Source organism: Pseudomonas sp. EB271-G4-1 (genome assembly GCF_058791355.1).
Genome location: NZ_JBYTEO010000017.1, coordinates 75,872 through 91,646, shown reverse-complemented (window position 1 = coordinate 91,646; position 15,775 = coordinate 75,872). Strand labels below are relative to the sequence as shown.

Genomic DNA, 15,775 nt, shown 5'->3' with positions numbered 1-15,775 from the left:
TAAAATATTTCTCTACACTTTCAACCGCTTATCTTCCTGAGCCGAAAAAACGGGGCGGAGGAGGGTATCGATCGAGTGGAAATCTGCCCAATACCGAGGTCGTTAGCAGGCTAAGGGGATGGCGCTGCCGCAACGAAAAATGGCACATTGACGCACCTGCCCGTGTGCACCCCTCTGTTTTTCGGAAATTTCATGGCTATCAGCAACGTTCAGCCCGCCACTGCGGCGGCGTCCGCGCCTTCACAAAGCAGCCCTCTGGTCATGCGCATCATCGGCGCGGTGGCACTGGCGCACCTGATCAACGACCTGATTCAATCGGTGCTGCCGTCGATCTACCCGATGCTCAAGGCCAACTATGGCCTGACGTTCACCCAGGTCGGCCTGATCACCCTGACCTTCCAGCTGACCGCTTCGCTGCTGCAACCCTGGGTCGGCTACCACACTGACCGCCATCCCAAGCCCTGGCTGTTGCCAGCCGGTACGGTCTGCACTTTGATCGGCATCGTGATGATGTCGGTGGTCGGCAGCTTCCCGCTGATTCTGCTGGCGGCGGGCTTGATCGGCATTGGCTCCTCGACCTTTCACCCGGAAGCTTCTCGCGTGGCGCGGCTGGCCTCGGGGGGGCGGTTTGGCCTGGCACAATCGACCTTCCAGGTCGGGGGCAACGCGGGCTCGGCGTTCGGTCCGTTGCTGGCGGCGGCGATCATCATCCCTTACGGCCAAGGGAATGTGGCCTGGTTCGGCTTGTTCGCGGTGTTTGCACTGTTCGTGCTGTACCGGATCAGTCGCTGGTACGCCAACCACTTGAACCTGTTCAAGCTCAAGCAGGGCCAGGCAGCGACCCACGGCCTGTCCAAGGGGCGGGTGACCAGCGCGCTGGTGGTGCTCGGGCTGCTGGTGTTCTCCAAATACTTCTACATGTCCAGCCTCACCAGTTATTTCACCTTCTACCTGATAGAGAAGTTCGACCTGTCGGTGGCCAGTTCGCAGCTGCACCTGTTCCTGTTTCTCGGTGCGGTGGCCGCGGGGACCTTCTTCGGCGGGCCCATCGGCGACAAAATCGGGCGCAAGGCGGTGATCTGGTTCTCGATCCTGGGCGTTGCGCCGTTCACATTGCTGCTGCCGCATATGGACCTGTTCTGGACCACTGTCCTGAGTGTAGTCATCGGCTTCATCCTCGCCTCAGCCTTCTCGGCCATCGTGGTGTACGCCCAGGAACTGGTGCCAGGCAATGTCGGGATGATTGCCGGGGTGTTCTTCGGCCTGATGTTTGGCTTCGGTGGGATTGGCGCGGCACTGCTGGGCCACCTGGCGGACATTCATGGCATCGAATACGTGTACTTCCTGTGTTCGTTCCTGCCGTTGTTGGGCGTATTGGCGATTTTCCTACCACGCACCAAAAAGGCCTGATCACCTGCCACTAAGCCGTTAGCGCGAGCTTGCACAAGACTTCCGGCTGAAAAGCCGGATAATGGCGGCCATTCGTTTGCTCGCTATTGTGGTATCCCGCATGGAAATCAAGGTCAATTTTCTCGACAACCTTCGACTTGAAGCCAAGTTCGATGACTTCACCGTGGTGGCCGACCAGCCTATCCGCTATAAGGGCGATGGCTCGGCACCGGGTCCGTTCGACTACTTCCTGGCTTCGTCGGCGTTGTGTGCGGCTTACTTTGTGAAGTTGTACTGCGACACTCGCAATATCCCTACCGAAAACATCCGACTGTCGCAGAACAACATCGTCGACCCGGAAAACCGCTACAACCAGATTTTCAAGATTCAGGTCGAGTTGCCGGCAGATATCTCCGACAAAGACCGTCAGGGCATCTTGCGCTCCATCGACCGCTGCACCGTGAAAAAGGTGGTGCAGGCCGGGCCTGAGTTCGTGATTGAAGAGGTGGAGAACCTGGATGCCGATGCCCAGGCGTTGCTGATGCCTGCTGCCATTTCAGGTTCAGGGGCGGGCACCTACATCGTGGGCAAGGACCTGCCGCTGGAACAGACCATCGCCAACATGTCGGGCATTCTGGCCGACCTGGGCATGAAGATCGAAATCGCTTCGTGGCGCAATATCGTACCCAATGTGTGGTCGTTGCATATCCGCGATGCGCACTCGCCTATGTGCTTTACCAATGGCAAGGGCGCGACCAAAGAGGGCGCGTTGGCGTCGGCCTTGGGCGAGTTCATCGAGCGGTTGAACTGTAACTTCTTCTACAACGATCAGTTCTGGGGAGAGGACATCGCCAATGCGGCGTTTGTACACTACCCGAACGAACGCTGGTTCCAGCCTGGCCCTAAAGATGAACTGCCGCCGGAGATTCTCGACGCCTACTGCCTGCGGGTTTACAACCGCGATGGCGAGTTGCGTGGCTCGCATCTGATCGACACCAACTCGGGCAACGAAGAGCGCGGCATCTGTTCGCTGCCGTATGTACGCCAGTCAGACGGCGAGGTGGTGTATTTCCCCTCCAATCTGATCGAAAACCTGTACCTGAGCAATGGCATGAGCGCCGGTAATACGCTGGCCGAAGCGCAGGTGCAGTGCTTGTCGGAAATCTTCGAGCGCGCGGTAAAGCGCGAAATCATCGAAGGTGAATTTGCCCTGCCGGATGTGCCGGCCGACGTGCTGGCGAAATACCCCGCGATACTGGCCGGTATCCAGGCGCTGGAAGAGCAGGGGTTCCCTGTGTTGGTGAAGGATGCGTCCCTGGGGGGCGAGTTCCCGGTAATGTGCGTCACCTTGATGAACCCGCGTACCGGTGGTGTATTCGCCTCGTTCGGCGCGCACCCGAGCCTGGAAGTGGCGCTGGAACGCAGCCTGACGGAGTTGTTGCAGGGCCGCAGCTTCGAAGGCCTCAATGACTTGCCCCTGCCGACCTTTGAAGGCCATGCGGTGACTGAGCCTAACAACTTCGTCGAGCACTTCATTGATTCGAGCGGCGTGGTGTCGTGGCGCTTCTTCAGTGCCCAGTCCGATTACGAATTCGTGGAGTGGGACTTCTCCGGCCAGGGTGAAAACTCCAATGCCGAGGAAGCCGCGACCTTGTTCGGCATTCTCGAAGGCATGGGCAAAGAAGTGTACATGGCGGTGTATGAGCACATCGGCGCGACGGCCTGCCGCATTCTGGTGCCGGACTACTCGGAAATTTATCCGGTTGACGACCTGATCTGGGATAACACCAACAAAGCGCTGTTTTTCCGCGAGGACATCCTCAATCTGCACAGCCTGGACAAGGCCGGCCTGAAGTCACTGCTCAAGCGTCTGGAAGACAGCGAGCTGGATGACTACACCGACATCACCACCTTGATCGGCATCGAATTCGACGACAATACCGTCTGGGGTCAGTTGACGATCCTGGAGTTGAAGTTGTTGCTCAATCTCGTCTTGCAGAAATTTGAAGAGGCCAAGGAGCTGGTGGAAATGTTCCTCCAGTACAACGACAACACGGTCGAGCGCGGCTTGTTCTACCAGGCCGTGAACGTGGTGCTGGAGATGGAACTGGACGAGGACCTGGAGCTGGCCGATTACGAGGCCAACTTCCGCCGGATGTTCGGCAACGAGCGCATGGACGCCGCGATCGGCTCCGTGAACGGCAGCGTGCGCTTCTTCGGCTTGACGCCTACCAGCATGAAGCTGGAGGGCCTCGACAGGCATCTGCGACTGATCGAGAGCTACAAGAAACTGCACGCGGCGCGCGCGAAGGTGACGGGCTAACCCCGTTTAAAGCGCCCACAAAAAAAGCACCCCAGGGTGCTTTTTTTGTTAATGGTTGCGAACGTCAGACGTTGAAGCGGAAGTGCATCACGTCGCCGTCCTTGACGATGTAATCCTTGCCTTCCAGGCGCCATTTGCCTGCTTCCTTGGTACCGGCTTCACCCTTGTACTGGATGAAGTCGTTGTAGGCGATCACTTCGGCGCGGATGAAGCCCTTTTCGAAGTCGGTATGGATCACGCCTGCAGCTTGTGGTGCGGTGGCACCGACTCGCACGGTCCAGGCGCGGACTTCTTCGACACCGGCGGTGAAGTAAGTCTGCAGGTGCAGCATTTCGTAGCCGGCGCGGATCACGCGGTTCAGGCCAGGCTCTTCGAGACCCAGGGCTTCGAGGAACATGTCTTTCTCTTCACCGTCATCGAGCTCGGCGATTTCCGCTTCGATCTTGTTGCACACCGGAACAACCATGGCGCCTTCTTCTTCGGCGATGGCCTTGACCACGTCCAGGTGCGGGTTGTTCTCGAAACCGTCTTCAGCGACGTTGGCGATGTACATGACCGGCTTGGTGGTCAGCAGGTGGAAGCCCTTGATCACCGCCTTCTCGTCGGTGCCCATGTTCTTCATCAGGCTGCGCGCCGGCTTGCCTTCGGTGAAGTGAGCGATCAGTTGCTCCAGCAGGCCTTTCTGGACCACTGCGTCCTTGTCGCCGCCCTTGGCGTTGCGCGCGACTTTCTGCAGTTGCTTCTCGCAGCTGTCGAGGTCGGCGAAGATCAGTTCCAGGTCGATGATTTCGATATCGCGTTTCGGGTCGACGCTGTTGGAGACGTGAATCACGTTCTCGTCTTCGAAGCAGCGGACCACGTGGGCGATGGCATCGGTTTCACGGATGTTGGCCAAAAACTTGTTGCCCAGGCCTTCACCTTTCGACGCGCCGGCCACGAGACCTGCGATGTCGACGAATTCCATGGTGGTCGGCAGGATGCGCTTTGGATTGACGATTTCCGCCAGGGCCTGCAGGCGCGGATCCGGCATCGGCACGATACCGCTGTTGGGCTCGATGGTGCAGAAGGGGAAGTTCTCGGCCGCGATACCGGATTTGGTCAGGGCGTTGAACAGGGTGGACTTGCCGACGTTAGGCAGGCCGACGATGCCGCAATTGAATCCCATGGTGTTTCCCCTCGGGTAAAAGTCAGGCCTTCTGGCTGTGCAGGTTTTTCATCGCGCGGTTCCATTCACCGGCGAGGATATCCGGCAGCACGCCGAGGGCAAAGTCGATGCTGGCATCGAGTTTTTCCTGTTCGGCGCGTGGCGCACGACCCAGGACGAAATTTGAAACCATGCTGGCGACGCCCGGGTGACCGATGCCAAGCCGCAGGCGGTGGAAAGTGTTCTGATTGCCCAGTTGCGCAATGATGTCGCGCAAACCGTTATGACCGCCATGGCCGCCGCCCACTTTGAGTTTGGCAACGCCCGGAGGCAGATCGAGTTCGTCGTGTGCCACGAGGATTTCTTCAGGCTTGATGCGGAAGAAACCTGCAAGGGCCGCCACGGCCTGGCCGCTACGGTTCATGTACGTGGTGGGAATCAGCAGACGAACATCCTGACCCTGATGCGAAAAGCGCCCGGTCAGGCCGAAATATTTGCGGTCCGCCACAAGGTTCACACCTTGTGCGTTCGCGATGCGCTCAACAAAAAGGGCCCCTGCGTTATGCCGGGTCTGTTCGTATTCAGCGCCTGGATTTCCCAAGCCAACGATCAGTTTAATGGCAGTCACGATAGGGGCCCTTCATTGGAGTGGTGGATAACATCGCCGCAATCAGGGAGTGCGGCGAAAGTGGACGAAAAATGCTCATTTACCATGATGTAAACTCCGCGTTCTCGCCCGCTTTCTCGCTACGCTCTAGTCCGCGATGTTTCCGGTCACTCCGGCAACGCAGAGTAAATTACTCTGCAGCGCCTTCTGCAGCTTCTGGAGCAACACGTGGAGCGTGGACGTTGGCAACAGCCTTGTCATCGCCGTGTGCCAGAGCAACAAACTCAACGCCTTTAGGGGCTTTGAGGTCGGACAGGTGAATGATCGAACCGATTTCAGCGTCAGCCAGGTCGACTTCGATGAACTCAGGCAGATCTTTCGGCAGGCAGGAAACTTCAATCTCGGCAACAACGTGCGAGATTTCGCCGCCTTTCTTGGTCGGTGCTTCTTCGTTGATGAAGTGCACTGGAACGATAGCGGTCAGCTTCTGGCCGGCAACTACGCGTACGAAGTCAGCGTGCATCACGTGGCCTTTGGCCGGGTGACGTTGCAGAGCTTTGATTACGACGTTTTGCTTGGTGCCACCAACGTTCAGCTCGATGATGTGGCTGTAAGCCGCTTCGTTTTCGAGCAGTTTGGCAACTTCTTTGGCCAGCATGCTGATGGATTCAGGGGCTTTGTCGCCACCGTAAACTACAGCTGGAACCAGGCTTGCGAGACGACGCAGGCGGCGGCTCGCACCTTTCCCCAGGTCGGAACGCACTTCAGCATTCAGAGTAAAATCGTTCATGTTGTATCTCCAAAATAACCACACTCGCCCCAGCGTTTGCGACCAGCGCTAAAGGCGATATGGGCAAAAAAGCCCCGCCCCGACAGGAATGCCGGGGCGGGGCGCTTTTCGTCAACGAGACATTTCGAGAAGGGCAGGGCCCTTAGCGGAACATCGCGCTGATCGATTCTTCATTGCTGATGCGGCGAACCGCCTCGGCAACTACCGGTGCGATATCCAGTTGGCGGATACGCGCACAGGCTTGTGCTGCAGCGGACAGCGGGATGGTGTTAGTCACCACCAGCTCGTCCAGCACGGAATTTTCGATGTTTTCGATCGCCCGACCGGACAACACAGGGTGCGTGCAGTAGGCGAAAACCTTGGCAGCGCCATGCTCTTTCAAGGCCTTGGCCGCGTGGCACAGGGTGCCGGCGGTATCGACCATGTCATCGACCAGAATACAGGTACGCCCTTCGACATCACCGATGATATGCATCACTTCAGAGTGATTGGCTTTCTCACGGCGTTTGTCGATGATCCCGAGATCCACGCCCAGGGATTTGGCAACGGCACGTGCACGCACGACACCACCAATGTCCGGGGATACGATCATCAGGTTTTCGAAGCGCTGATCTTCAATGTCATCCACCAGAACCGGGGAGCCGTAGATGTTATCTACCGGAATATCGAAGAAACCCTGGATTTGGTCAGCATGCAGATCAACCGTGAGAACACGGTCGATGCCGACTACGGTAAGCATGTCAGCCACGACTTTCGCGCTGATAGCTACACGTGCGGAACGCGGACGGCGATCCTGGCGGGCATAACCAAAGTAAGGAATAACAGCAGTGATACGAGTAGCCGAGGAGCGGCGGAAGGCATCAGCCATCACTACCAGTTCCATCAGGTTATCGTTGGTCGGAGCGCAAGTCGGCTGAATAATGAAGACATCTTTACCGCGGACGTTTTCATTGATCTCGGCTGTAATTTCGCCGTCGGAGAATTTACCGACAGAGATGTCACCGAGAGGGATATGCAGCTGACGTACGACACGCCGAGCCAGATCGGGGTTAGCATTCCCCGTAAAGACCATCATCTTGGACACGCGCAGTACCTAGAGGCTGAGGGTAACCTGGATGAGTATAGAAAATGGCAGGGGCGGCTGGATTCGAACCAACGCATGGCAGGATCAAAACCTGCTGCCTTACCGCTTGGCGACGCCCCTGTATCTGTTGCAACGATTACCCAGTAATCGGTTCCTTTAGAGCAGACTTTGCAGCTTGCGATGCAACATCGAGATGTTGCTTCCTTTTGCTACAAACCCTGTAAGGGTCTCTGTAAGAAGGGCCGAGACTTTATCAGCTTCAGCTTTGCTTGGGAAGCCCCCAAACACACAACTTCCAGTTCCGGTGAGTTTTGCTTCGGTAAAATTACCTAACAAATTCAATGCGTTACGTACCTCTGGATAACGCCTTGCTACCACCGGCAAGCAGTCATTTCGACTGTTTCCCTTGGGAACGGGGCGCACTTTAATGGGAGGAGTGTTACGTGTCAACAACGGATCTGAAAAAATTTCTGCCGTACTTACAGAGACTTGCGGCACCAGCACGAGATACCAGGGTTCCTCCGGGTCGACAGGGGTCAGTTTCTCGCCCACGCCCTCGGCGAAAGCCGCATGGCCGCGCACGAAAACCGGGACATCGGCGCCCAGCGTCAAGCCCAGCGCGGCCAGCCGATCCTCGTCCCAACCCAGTTGCCAGAGGTGATTGAGGCCGAGCAGGGTGGTGGCGGCATTCGAACTGCCGCCGCCGATGCCGCCGCCCATGGGCAGGACTTTATCGATCCAGATATCAATACCGAGCGAGCAGCCGGATTGCGCCTGAAGTTTTTTCGCGGCCTTGACGATCAAGTTACTGTCGTGGGGGACGCCTTCGAACTCGGTGTGCAGGCAAATGACACCGTCGTCGCGCACGGCAAAGGTGATTTCGTCGCCGTAGTCGAGAAATTGAAACAGCGTCTGTAGCTCATGGTAGCCGTCTTCGCGGCGACCCAGAATGTGCAGCATCAAATTGAGTTTGGCAGGCGACGGCAGGGTCAGGCGATTGGTTGGCATGTCATTGCCCCAATTTGCGTGGTTGCCAGGCCTTGATCACCAGCGTGACATCCAGGTCGGTGCCGTGCAGTTTGATCCGCTCGGGCAACCAGTAACCATTCTGCTCGGTGTAGGCCGTGTACTCGACCTGCCAGCCGTCCTGTTCGAGGTTAGCCAGGCGGCTGTCGCCATCGAGCGTCAAGCGGCTTTTGCTGTCCGGTGCCGGGAGCCCGCGGACCCACCAGGCCAGGTTGGAAACCGGCAGCTTCCAGCCCAGCTGTTCTTCAAGCAGGGCATCCGGGGAAGGCGCTTCGTAGCGTCCCTGGTTAGCGACCTCCAGGGAAACCTTGCCCGGACGCCCGGTCAGGCGCGCTGCACCGCGACCCAATGGGCCCGAGAGGCGGATGTCGTAGTATTCCTGGCGTTGCAGCCAGAACAGCGTGCCGCTGCCGGAATCCTTGGGCGCGCGGATGCCGATCTTGCCGTCGATCTGCCAGCCATCAAGACTCGCAAGTTGCAGTTTGTGCTCGCGCCATTGCGCTGGGTTGCCGTGGCCCACGACCGATTCGCGGGCAGTGAAACCCGCACAGCCGGCGAGCAGGGCGATAAAACTGAATACGATGAGGTGGCGCAAAAACATAATCTTAAAGAGTCTCTGATCCGGTCAGGCGCTTGATGGTACTGCGCAGGGTAGGGCTGTCGGGCTGATCCTTGAGGAACTTGCCCCAGATTTGCCGCGCTTCGCGTTGCTTGCCATTGGCCCACAGGACTTCACCGAGGTGGGCGGCGACTTCCTGGTCGGGGAAGCGCTCCAGGGCCTGGCGCAGCAGGCGCTCGGCTTCGTCGAGATTGCCCATGCGGTAGTTCACCCAGCCGAGGCTGTCGAGAACCGCCGGGTCTTCCGGAGTGATCCGGTGCGCTTGCTCGATCAGCGCCTTGGCTTCGGCGTACCGCGTCGTGCGGTCAGACAGGGTATAACCGAGGGCGTTCAATGCCATGGCATTGTCTGGATCGCGCTTGATGATCAGGCGCAGGTCTTTTTCCATTTGTGCCAGGTCATTGCGTTTTTCCGCCTGCATGGCACGGGTATAGAGCAGATTCAGGTCGTCCGGGTATTTTTGCAGCGCTTGCTCCAGGACTTTCCAGGCCTTGTCCCCCTGTTTGTTGGCGGACAGGGTTTCGGCTTCGATCAGGTACAACTGGATCGCATAATCCGGTTGCTCATCGCGCTCTGCCGCCAGCTTGCGCTGGGCTTCGGCAGTCTTGCCGTTATTCATCAGAATGTCGGCCTGACGCAGTTGTGCAGGCAAATAGTCGTTACCCGGGCCGACCTGGTCGTACTCGATCAGCGCGCCTTGGGGATCGTTACGTTCTTCAGCAATGCGCCCAAGGTTCAGGTGCGCCGAGTCGACATGGCTGTCACGGGCGATCAGGTCTTCAAGGTAGCCCTTGGCCTCGTCCCAGGCTTTGGCCTCCAGGCAGACGAGCGCCAGGGAATAACGCAGGTCGTCGTCTTCGGGGTATTGCTGCACCAGGCTTGAGAACTCGGCCTTGGCATCATCCATGCGGTCCTGTTCAACCAGCATGCGCGCGTAAGTCAGGCGAAGGCGCTTGTCATCCGGATACTTCTTGATGCCTTTTTGCAGCAGGGGCAAGGCTTCGTCGCCGCGATCAAGGGACTGCAGCAAGCGTGCGCGCAGCAGGATGGGGGCGATTTCTCCATCGTCCGGCGGATTGTCTTCCAGCAGGGTCAGTGCGCCTTTGGTGTCGCCATCCTGTTGCAGCAGCAAAGCCTTGCCGAAAATCAGCTGGCCGTTGTTCGGGTGGCGCTGCAGCAAACGGTCAAAACTTTTCATCAGGCCATTGCGCGTGTCCTGGTCGGTATCGGCCGCGGACAGAGCGAGGAAGTCGAAATGGGTATCGCCCTTGCCCTGCAGCACTTTCTCCATGTAGACCATGGAATCGTCATAGCGCCCGGCGCGTGCCAACTGCACGGCGGCGGCCCGCTGGGCCTCAAGGTCGTCCGGCGCGTTTTTGGCCCAGATCAGTGCCGTGTCCAGGGCGGCCTGGTCGGCGCCCAGGTACTCGGCAATGCGGAATGCCCGCTCGGAGATGCCCGGATCCTGGGTATTGATGGCCTGGGTCACGTAGTTGTCCAGGGCGATGTCGAAACGATTGCGCTGGCCAGCCAGCTCCGCACTCAGCAGGCTGAAGACGGTGTCTTCGCTGAATGAACTGTAGACCTTGGGCTTTTCAGGGGCCGGGGTGGAGTCTTCGACCGGCGACGGGTCATCCGTCGACACGGGAGCCAAGGCCTGGCAGCCGCTGAGAAAGACAAGGGCGAGGAGCAACGCGGAAGATCTATTCATATAGGAAGAGGACGACTAACCTGCGGTCGGATCATCATGACACAAGCCTTCGGTCAAACATAACCGGCCCCGGCAATTTACCGTCACACCCCATGCCCGGCCCCACCCTGTAGGAGCTGCCGCAGGCTGCGATCTTTTGATTTTGCTTTTTCAAGATCAAAAGATCGCAGCCTGCGGCAGCTCCTACAAAGGCTGAAACGAGAATGGATCGCAGGTCGGGATACCGCCTACCAGGCCAATAGATATCGAGTAGTTGTTCTGAATCTGGCGAAGTAGGACAATTGCCGGCTTCACGTCACCACCAGCGACTTTGAATGGCCTTCCTTGCACTCGGTATTAACCACAAGACTGCTTCAGTAGACGTCCGCGAGCGCGTGGCCTTTACCCCTGAACAGCTGGTCGAGGCCTTGCAGCAGCTCTGCCGACTCACCGACAGCCGCGAAGCTGCGATCCTCTCCACCTGCAATCGCAGTGAACTCTATATAGAGCAGGATCACCTGTCGGCGGATACCGTGTTGCGCTGGCTGGCCGAATATCATCATTTGAGCCTCGATGAGCTGCGTGCGAGTGCTTATGTGCACGAAGACGATGCGGCAGTTCGTCACATGATGCGAGTCGCTTCCGGGCTTGATTCGCTGGTGTTGGGCGAGCCGCAGATCCTCGGCCAGATGAAGTCGGCCTACGCCGTGGCTCGCGAGGCCGGCACCGTCGGACCGTTGCTCGGGCGCTTGTTCCAGGCGACGTTCAATGCGGCCAAGCAAGTGCGCACCGACACCGCCATCGGCGAGAACCCGGTGTCCGTGGCGTTTGCCGCGGTCAGCCTGGCCAAACAGATCTTCAGTGACCTGCAACGTAGCCAGGCCTTGCTGATCGGTGCCGGCGAGACCATTACACTGGTCGCCCGCCATCTGCACGACCTGGGCGTGAAACGTATCGTGGTGGCCAACCGCACGCTGGAGCGCGCGAGTATTCTGGCCGAGCAGTTTGGCGCCCATGCGGTGCTGCTATCGGACATTCCAGCAGAGTTGGTGCGCAGCGACATTGTCATCAGTTCCACGGCGAGTCAGTTGCCGATCCTTGGCAAAGGTGCTGTTGAGAGCGCCTTGAAACTGCGCAAGCACAAACCGATCTTCATGGTCGATATTGCCGTTCCGCGGGATATCGAGCCAGAAGTCGGCGAATTGGACGACGTATACCTCTACAGCGTCGACGATCTCCACGAAGTGGTCGCCGAGAACCTCAAGAGTCGCCAGGGTGCAGCCCAGGCGGCGGAAGAGATGGTCTCGGTGGGCGCCGAAGACTTCATGGTGCGCCTGCGTGAGTTGGCGGCGGTGGACGTGCTCAAGGCCTATCGTCAACAGAGCGAGCGCCTGCGCGACGAAGAATTGCAAAAGGCCCAGCGTCTGCTGGCCAATGGCAGCAGCCCCGAGGAGGTGCTGGTGCAACTGGCGCGCGGCCTGACCAATAAACTCTTGCACGCACCGAGCGTGCAGTTGAAAAAGCTCTCTGCCGAAGGTCGCCTCGATGCGCTGGCGATGGCCCAGGAACTCTTTGCCCTCGGTGAGGGCTCATCGGATAGCTTTTCGGATAAGAAACCGCAATGAAAGCGTCACTGCTCAATAAGCTGGACATCCTCCAGGACCGTTTCGAGGAATTGACCGCCTTGCTTGGCGATGGCGAGGTCATTTCCGATCAAAACAAGTTCCGTGCCTATTCCAAGGAATACGCGGAAGTCGAGCCGATCGTCGAAACCTACAAACAGTTGCTCAAGGTGCAGGGCGACCTCGAAGGCGCCCAGGCGCTGCTCAAGGATAGCGACCCGGACATGCGGGAGATGGCCGTGGAAGAAGTCCGCGAAGCCAAGGAGCGCCTGGTCGAGCTCGAAGCCAACCTGCAACGCATGTTGCTGCCCAAGGACCCGAATGACGGGCGCAACGTATTCCTCGAAATCCGCGCCGGCACCGGCGGTGACGAGGCGGCGATTTTCTCTGGCGACTTGTTCCGCATGTACTCGCGTTACGCCGAGCGTCGCGGCTGGCGGGTGGAGATCCTCTCGGAAAACGAGGGTGAACACGGCGGCTATAAGGAAGTGATTGCGCGAGTCGAAGGCGACAACGTCTATGGCAAGCTGAAGTTCGAGTCCGGCGCCCACCGCGTGCAACGGGTGCCGGCGACCGAGTCCCAGGGACGCATCCACACGTCGGCCTGCACCGTGGCGGTGTTGCCCGAGCCGGACGAGCAGGAAGCGATCGAGATCAACCCGGCAGACCTGCGCATCGATACCTACCGCTCCTCCGGTGCGGGCGGTCAGCACGTGAACAAGACCGATTCGGCGATCCGCATCACGCACTTGCCGTCCGGTATTGTCGTGGAGTGCCAGGAAGAGCGTTCGCAGCACAAGAACCGTGCGCGGGCGATGTCCTGGCTGTCGGCCAAGCTCAATGACCAGCAAACCAGTGCCGCCGCCAATGCCATCGCCAGTGAGCGCAAGCTGTTGGTGGGCTCGGGCGATCGCTCCGAACGTATCCGCACCTACAACTTTGCCCAGGGCCGGGTGACCGACCACCGGGTGAACCTGACGCTGTATTCGCTCGACGAAATCCTCGCCGGGGGCGTCGATGCCGTGATCGAGCCGTTGCTGGCCGAGTACCAGGCCGATCAACTGGCCGCGATAGGTGAGTAAATGACGATCATTGCCAGTTTGTTGCGCGCAGCCGATCTGCCCGACTCGCCCACGGCGCGCCTGGATGCCGAATTGTTGCTGGCGGCCGCGCTGGGCAAGTCCCGCAGCTTCCTGCACACCTGGCCGGAACGCATCGTGCCGAGCGAAGCGGCATTGACCTTCGCCGAGTATCTGCAGCGCCGCCGCAGCGGTGAACCGGTGGCGTACATTCTTGGCCAGCAAGGTTTCTGGAAGCTCGACCTGGAAGTTGCGCCGCACACGCTGATCCCGCGGCCAGACACCGAGTTGCTGGTGGAGGCCGCGTTGGAGCTGTTGCCGGCCACCCCCGCCAACGTACTCGACCTGGGCACTGGCAGTGGCGCGATTGCCTTGGCCCTGGCCAGCGAGCGTCCGGCCTGGAGCGTGACTGCCGTGGATCGCGTGCTGGAAGCCGTAGCCCTGGCCGAACGCAACCGCCAACGCCTGCATCTGAATAACGCCAAGGTACTGAGCAGCCATTGGTTTAGCGCCCTGGAAGGCCAACGTTTTCAACTGATCATCAGTAACCCGCCCTACATCGCAGCCACCGACCCGCACCTGGTCGAGGGCGATGTGCGTTTTGAACCGGCCAGCGCCCTGGTGGCCGGTGTCGACGGGCTTGATGATCTGCGTCTGATCGTCGCCCAGGCGCCGGACCATCTCGACACGGGCGGCTGGCTGATGCTCGAGCATGGTTACGATCAGGCCGAGGCCGTCCGCGATTTGCTGTTGACCCGCGGTTTCGAGCAAGTTCACAGCCGCACCGATCTGGGCGGTCACCAACGCATCAGTCTGGGGCGCCTGCCGTGCTGAATGATCAGGAGTTGCTGCGTTACAGTCGGCAGATTCTGCTGCAACACATCGATATCGACGGCCAGTTGCGGCTCAAGGACAGCCGAGTATTGATCGTCGGCCTCGGTGGCCTTGGTGCGCCGGTGGCGCTGTACCTCGCCGCCGCAGGGGTTGGCGAATTACATCTGGCGGATTTCGACACGGTCGACCTGACCAACCTGCAGCGCCAGATCATTCACGACACCGACAGCGTCGGCATGGGCAAAGTCGATTCGGCAATCAAGCGCCTGACGGCGATCAACCCCGAAATCCGCTTGATCGCTCATCGTGCAGCACTCGATGAAGATTCCCTGGCCGCTACTGTCGCCGCCGTAGACCTGGTCCTCGATTGCTCGGACAATTTCTCCACCCGTGAAGCGGTCAACGCGGCTTGCGTGAGCGCCAGCAAGCCGCTGGTCAGTGGTGCGGCGATTCGCCTTGAAGGGCAGTTGTCGGTGTTCGATCCGCGTCGAGCAGAAAGCCCGTGCTACCACTGTCTATATGGGCACGGCAGCGAAGCTGAATTGACCTGCAGTGAGGCCGGGGTGGTCGGGCCGTTGGTGGGACTGGTCGGCAGCCTGCAAGCGCTTGAAGCGTTGAAGTTGCTGGCCGGATTCGGCGAGCCGCTGGTAGGGCGCCTGCTGCTGATCGACGCCTTGGGTTCGCGCTTTCGCGAATTGCGAGTCAAGCGAGATCCGGGTTGCAGCGTCTGTGGGCCCAAGCATGCGTGAAGCGCCGATTGGCGTATTCGACTCCGGTGTCGGCGGGCTTTCGGTGCTAGCCGAGATCCAGCGTTTGTTGCCTGACGAATCCCTGTTGTATGTCGCCGATTGCGGGAACATTCCCTACGGCGAGAAAACCCCGGAATTTATCCAGCAGCGTTGCAGCGTCATGGCCGAGTTTTTTCAACGCCAGGGCGCCAAGGCCCTTGTCCTGGCCTGCAACACCGCCACTGTCGCCGGTGTTGCCGACTTGCGTCGCGATTACCCGCAATGGCCCATCGTCGGCATGGAGCCCGCCGTCAAGCCGGCCGCTGCCGCTACCCGCAGTGGCGTGGTCGGCGTGCTGGCCACGACGGGAACCCTGCAGAGCGCCAAGTTCGCCGCGTTGCTCGACCGCTTCGCCACCGACGTTCGAGTGATCACCCAACCTTGCCCGGGGTTGGTCGAGTTGATCGAAAAAGGCGACTTGCACAGTCCCGTCCTGCGCCAGCTGCTGGAGCGTTACGTCCAGCCGCTGCTTGCCGAGGGTGCCGACACCATCATCCTGGGCTGCACCCATTACCCTTTCCTCAAGCCCTTGCTCAAACAGATGATCCCCGACGACATCAGCCTGATCGATACAGGTGCGGCGGTTGCGCGTCAGCTTCAGCGCTTGCTCGCCGAGCGCGAATTACTGGCCGCCGGGCCTGCTCGTGCTGCGCAATTCTGGACGAGCGCCGATCCTGTTCATTTCACAAATATATTGCCGATACTGTGGAATAACGCTGGTGTTGTGCGAAGCTTTGAAGAGTAAGCAAATTCTGGGCAGAGGAAGAATTTGGGCTGAAC

General features: G+C 59.3%; 14 protein-coding genes and 1 tRNA gene. 7 read left to right on the top strand and 8 right to left on the bottom strand.

Annotated elements, in window-relative coordinates:
* Nucleotides 1–192: 192 nt before the first annotated feature.
* Together AC3WWR_RS11275 and AC3WWR_RS11270 are read left to right on the top strand one after the other, a co-directional pair.
* Nucleotides 193–1,410 (top strand): MFS transporter, encoded by a 1,218-nt coding sequence (locus AC3WWR_RS11275; RefSeq protein ID WP_492598700.1) that lies wholly within the window; start codon nucleotides 193–195, stop codon nucleotides 1,408–1,410.
* A 100-nt stretch (nucleotides 1,411–1,510) separates the two neighbouring features.
* Complete coding sequence (locus AC3WWR_RS11270; RefSeq protein WP_492598699.1) at nucleotides 1,511–3,712, top strand: OsmC domain/YcaO domain-containing protein; 2,202 nt, start codon at nucleotides 1,511–1,513, stop codon at nucleotides 3,710–3,712.
* A gap of 64 nt (nucleotides 3,713–3,776) precedes the next feature.
* Here the strand turns inward: AC3WWR_RS11270 and ychF are convergent, their stop codons facing one another.
* The 8 genes from ychF to AC3WWR_RS11230 form a co-directional block, all read right to left on the bottom strand.
* Nucleotides 3,777–4,877, bottom strand: a complete 1,101-nt coding sequence (gene ychF / locus AC3WWR_RS11265) for a redox-regulated ATPase YchF (RefSeq protein WP_168758944.1) — start codon at nucleotides 4,875–4,877, stop codon at nucleotides 3,777–3,779.
* A 22-nt stretch (nucleotides 4,878–4,899) separates the two neighbouring features.
* Nucleotides 4,900–5,484, bottom strand: a complete 585-nt coding sequence (gene pth / locus AC3WWR_RS11260; RefSeq protein WP_020799735.1) for an aminoacyl-tRNA hydrolase — start codon at nucleotides 5,482–5,484, stop codon at nucleotides 4,900–4,902.
* 169 nt (nucleotides 5,485–5,653) lie between these two features.
* Nucleotides 5,654–6,253 carry a 50S ribosomal protein L25/general stress protein Ctc gene (locus tag AC3WWR_RS11255; protein ID WP_007981839.1) on the bottom strand — a complete coding sequence of 200 codons (600 nt, stop codon included), beginning with the start codon at nucleotides 6,251–6,253 and terminating at the stop codon, nucleotides 5,654–5,656.
* A 142-nt stretch (nucleotides 6,254–6,395) separates the two neighbouring features.
* Entirely contained in the window at nucleotides 6,396–7,337 is a 942-nt protein-coding gene (locus tag AC3WWR_RS11250) for a ribose-phosphate pyrophosphokinase (protein WP_003171603.1), read from the bottom strand.
* Between the two features lie 45 nt (nucleotides 7,338–7,382).
* Nucleotides 7,383–7,457 (bottom strand) — tRNA-Gln (locus tag AC3WWR_RS11245).
* Between the two features lie 36 nt (nucleotides 7,458–7,493).
* Entirely contained in the window at nucleotides 7,494–8,345 is an 852-nt protein-coding gene (gene ispE / locus AC3WWR_RS11240; RefSeq protein ID WP_033041355.1) for a 4-(cytidine 5'-diphospho)-2-C-methyl-D-erythritol kinase, read from the bottom strand.
* Between the two features lies 1 nt (nucleotide 8,346).
* Nucleotides 8,347–8,964: a lipoprotein insertase outer membrane protein LolB gene (lolB, locus tag AC3WWR_RS11235; RefSeq protein WP_033041357.1), complete on the bottom strand. Its 618-nt coding sequence runs from the start codon at nucleotides 8,962–8,964 to the stop codon at nucleotides 8,347–8,349.
* 4 nt (nucleotides 8,965–8,968) lie between these two features.
* Nucleotides 8,969–10,693, bottom strand: a complete 1,725-nt coding sequence (locus tag AC3WWR_RS11230; RefSeq protein WP_033041358.1) for a tetratricopeptide repeat protein — start codon at nucleotides 10,691–10,693, stop codon at nucleotides 8,969–8,971.
* A 314-nt stretch (nucleotides 10,694–11,007) separates the two neighbouring features.
* Between AC3WWR_RS11230 and hemA the strand changes: the two genes are divergently transcribed.
* The 5 genes from hemA to murI are packed head-to-tail and all read left to right on the top strand — an operon-like array spanning nucleotide 11,008 to nucleotide 15,740.
* Nucleotides 11,008–12,297, top strand: coding sequence for a glutamyl-tRNA reductase (hemA, locus tag AC3WWR_RS11225; RefSeq protein ID WP_033044017.1), 1,290 nt, complete (start codon nucleotides 11,008–11,010; stop codon nucleotides 12,295–12,297).
* Nucleotides 12,294–13,376 carry a peptide chain release factor 1 gene (prfA, locus tag AC3WWR_RS11220; RefSeq protein ID WP_020799741.1) on the top strand — a complete coding sequence of 361 codons (1,083 nt, stop codon included), beginning with the start codon at nucleotides 12,294–12,296 and terminating at the stop codon, nucleotides 13,374–13,376. Before hemA ends, prfA begins: the two co-directional genes overlap by 4 nt.
* Nucleotides 13,377–14,207 carry a peptide chain release factor N(5)-glutamine methyltransferase gene (gene prmC, locus AC3WWR_RS11215; RefSeq protein WP_083349750.1) on the top strand — a complete coding sequence of 277 codons (831 nt, stop codon included), beginning with the start codon at nucleotides 13,377–13,379 and terminating at the stop codon, nucleotides 14,205–14,207.
* Complete coding sequence (locus AC3WWR_RS11210) at nucleotides 14,201–14,956, top strand: molybdopterin-synthase adenylyltransferase MoeB (protein WP_020799743.1); 756 nt, start codon at nucleotides 14,201–14,203, stop codon at nucleotides 14,954–14,956. Before prmC ends, AC3WWR_RS11210 begins: the two co-directional genes overlap by 7 nt.
* Nucleotides 14,949–15,740 (top strand): glutamate racemase, encoded by a 792-nt coding sequence (gene murI, locus AC3WWR_RS11205; RefSeq protein WP_432668578.1) that lies wholly within the window; start codon nucleotides 14,949–14,951, stop codon nucleotides 15,738–15,740. Before AC3WWR_RS11210 ends, murI begins: the two co-directional genes overlap by 8 nt.
* Nucleotides 15,741–15,775 lie beyond the last annotated feature (35 nt).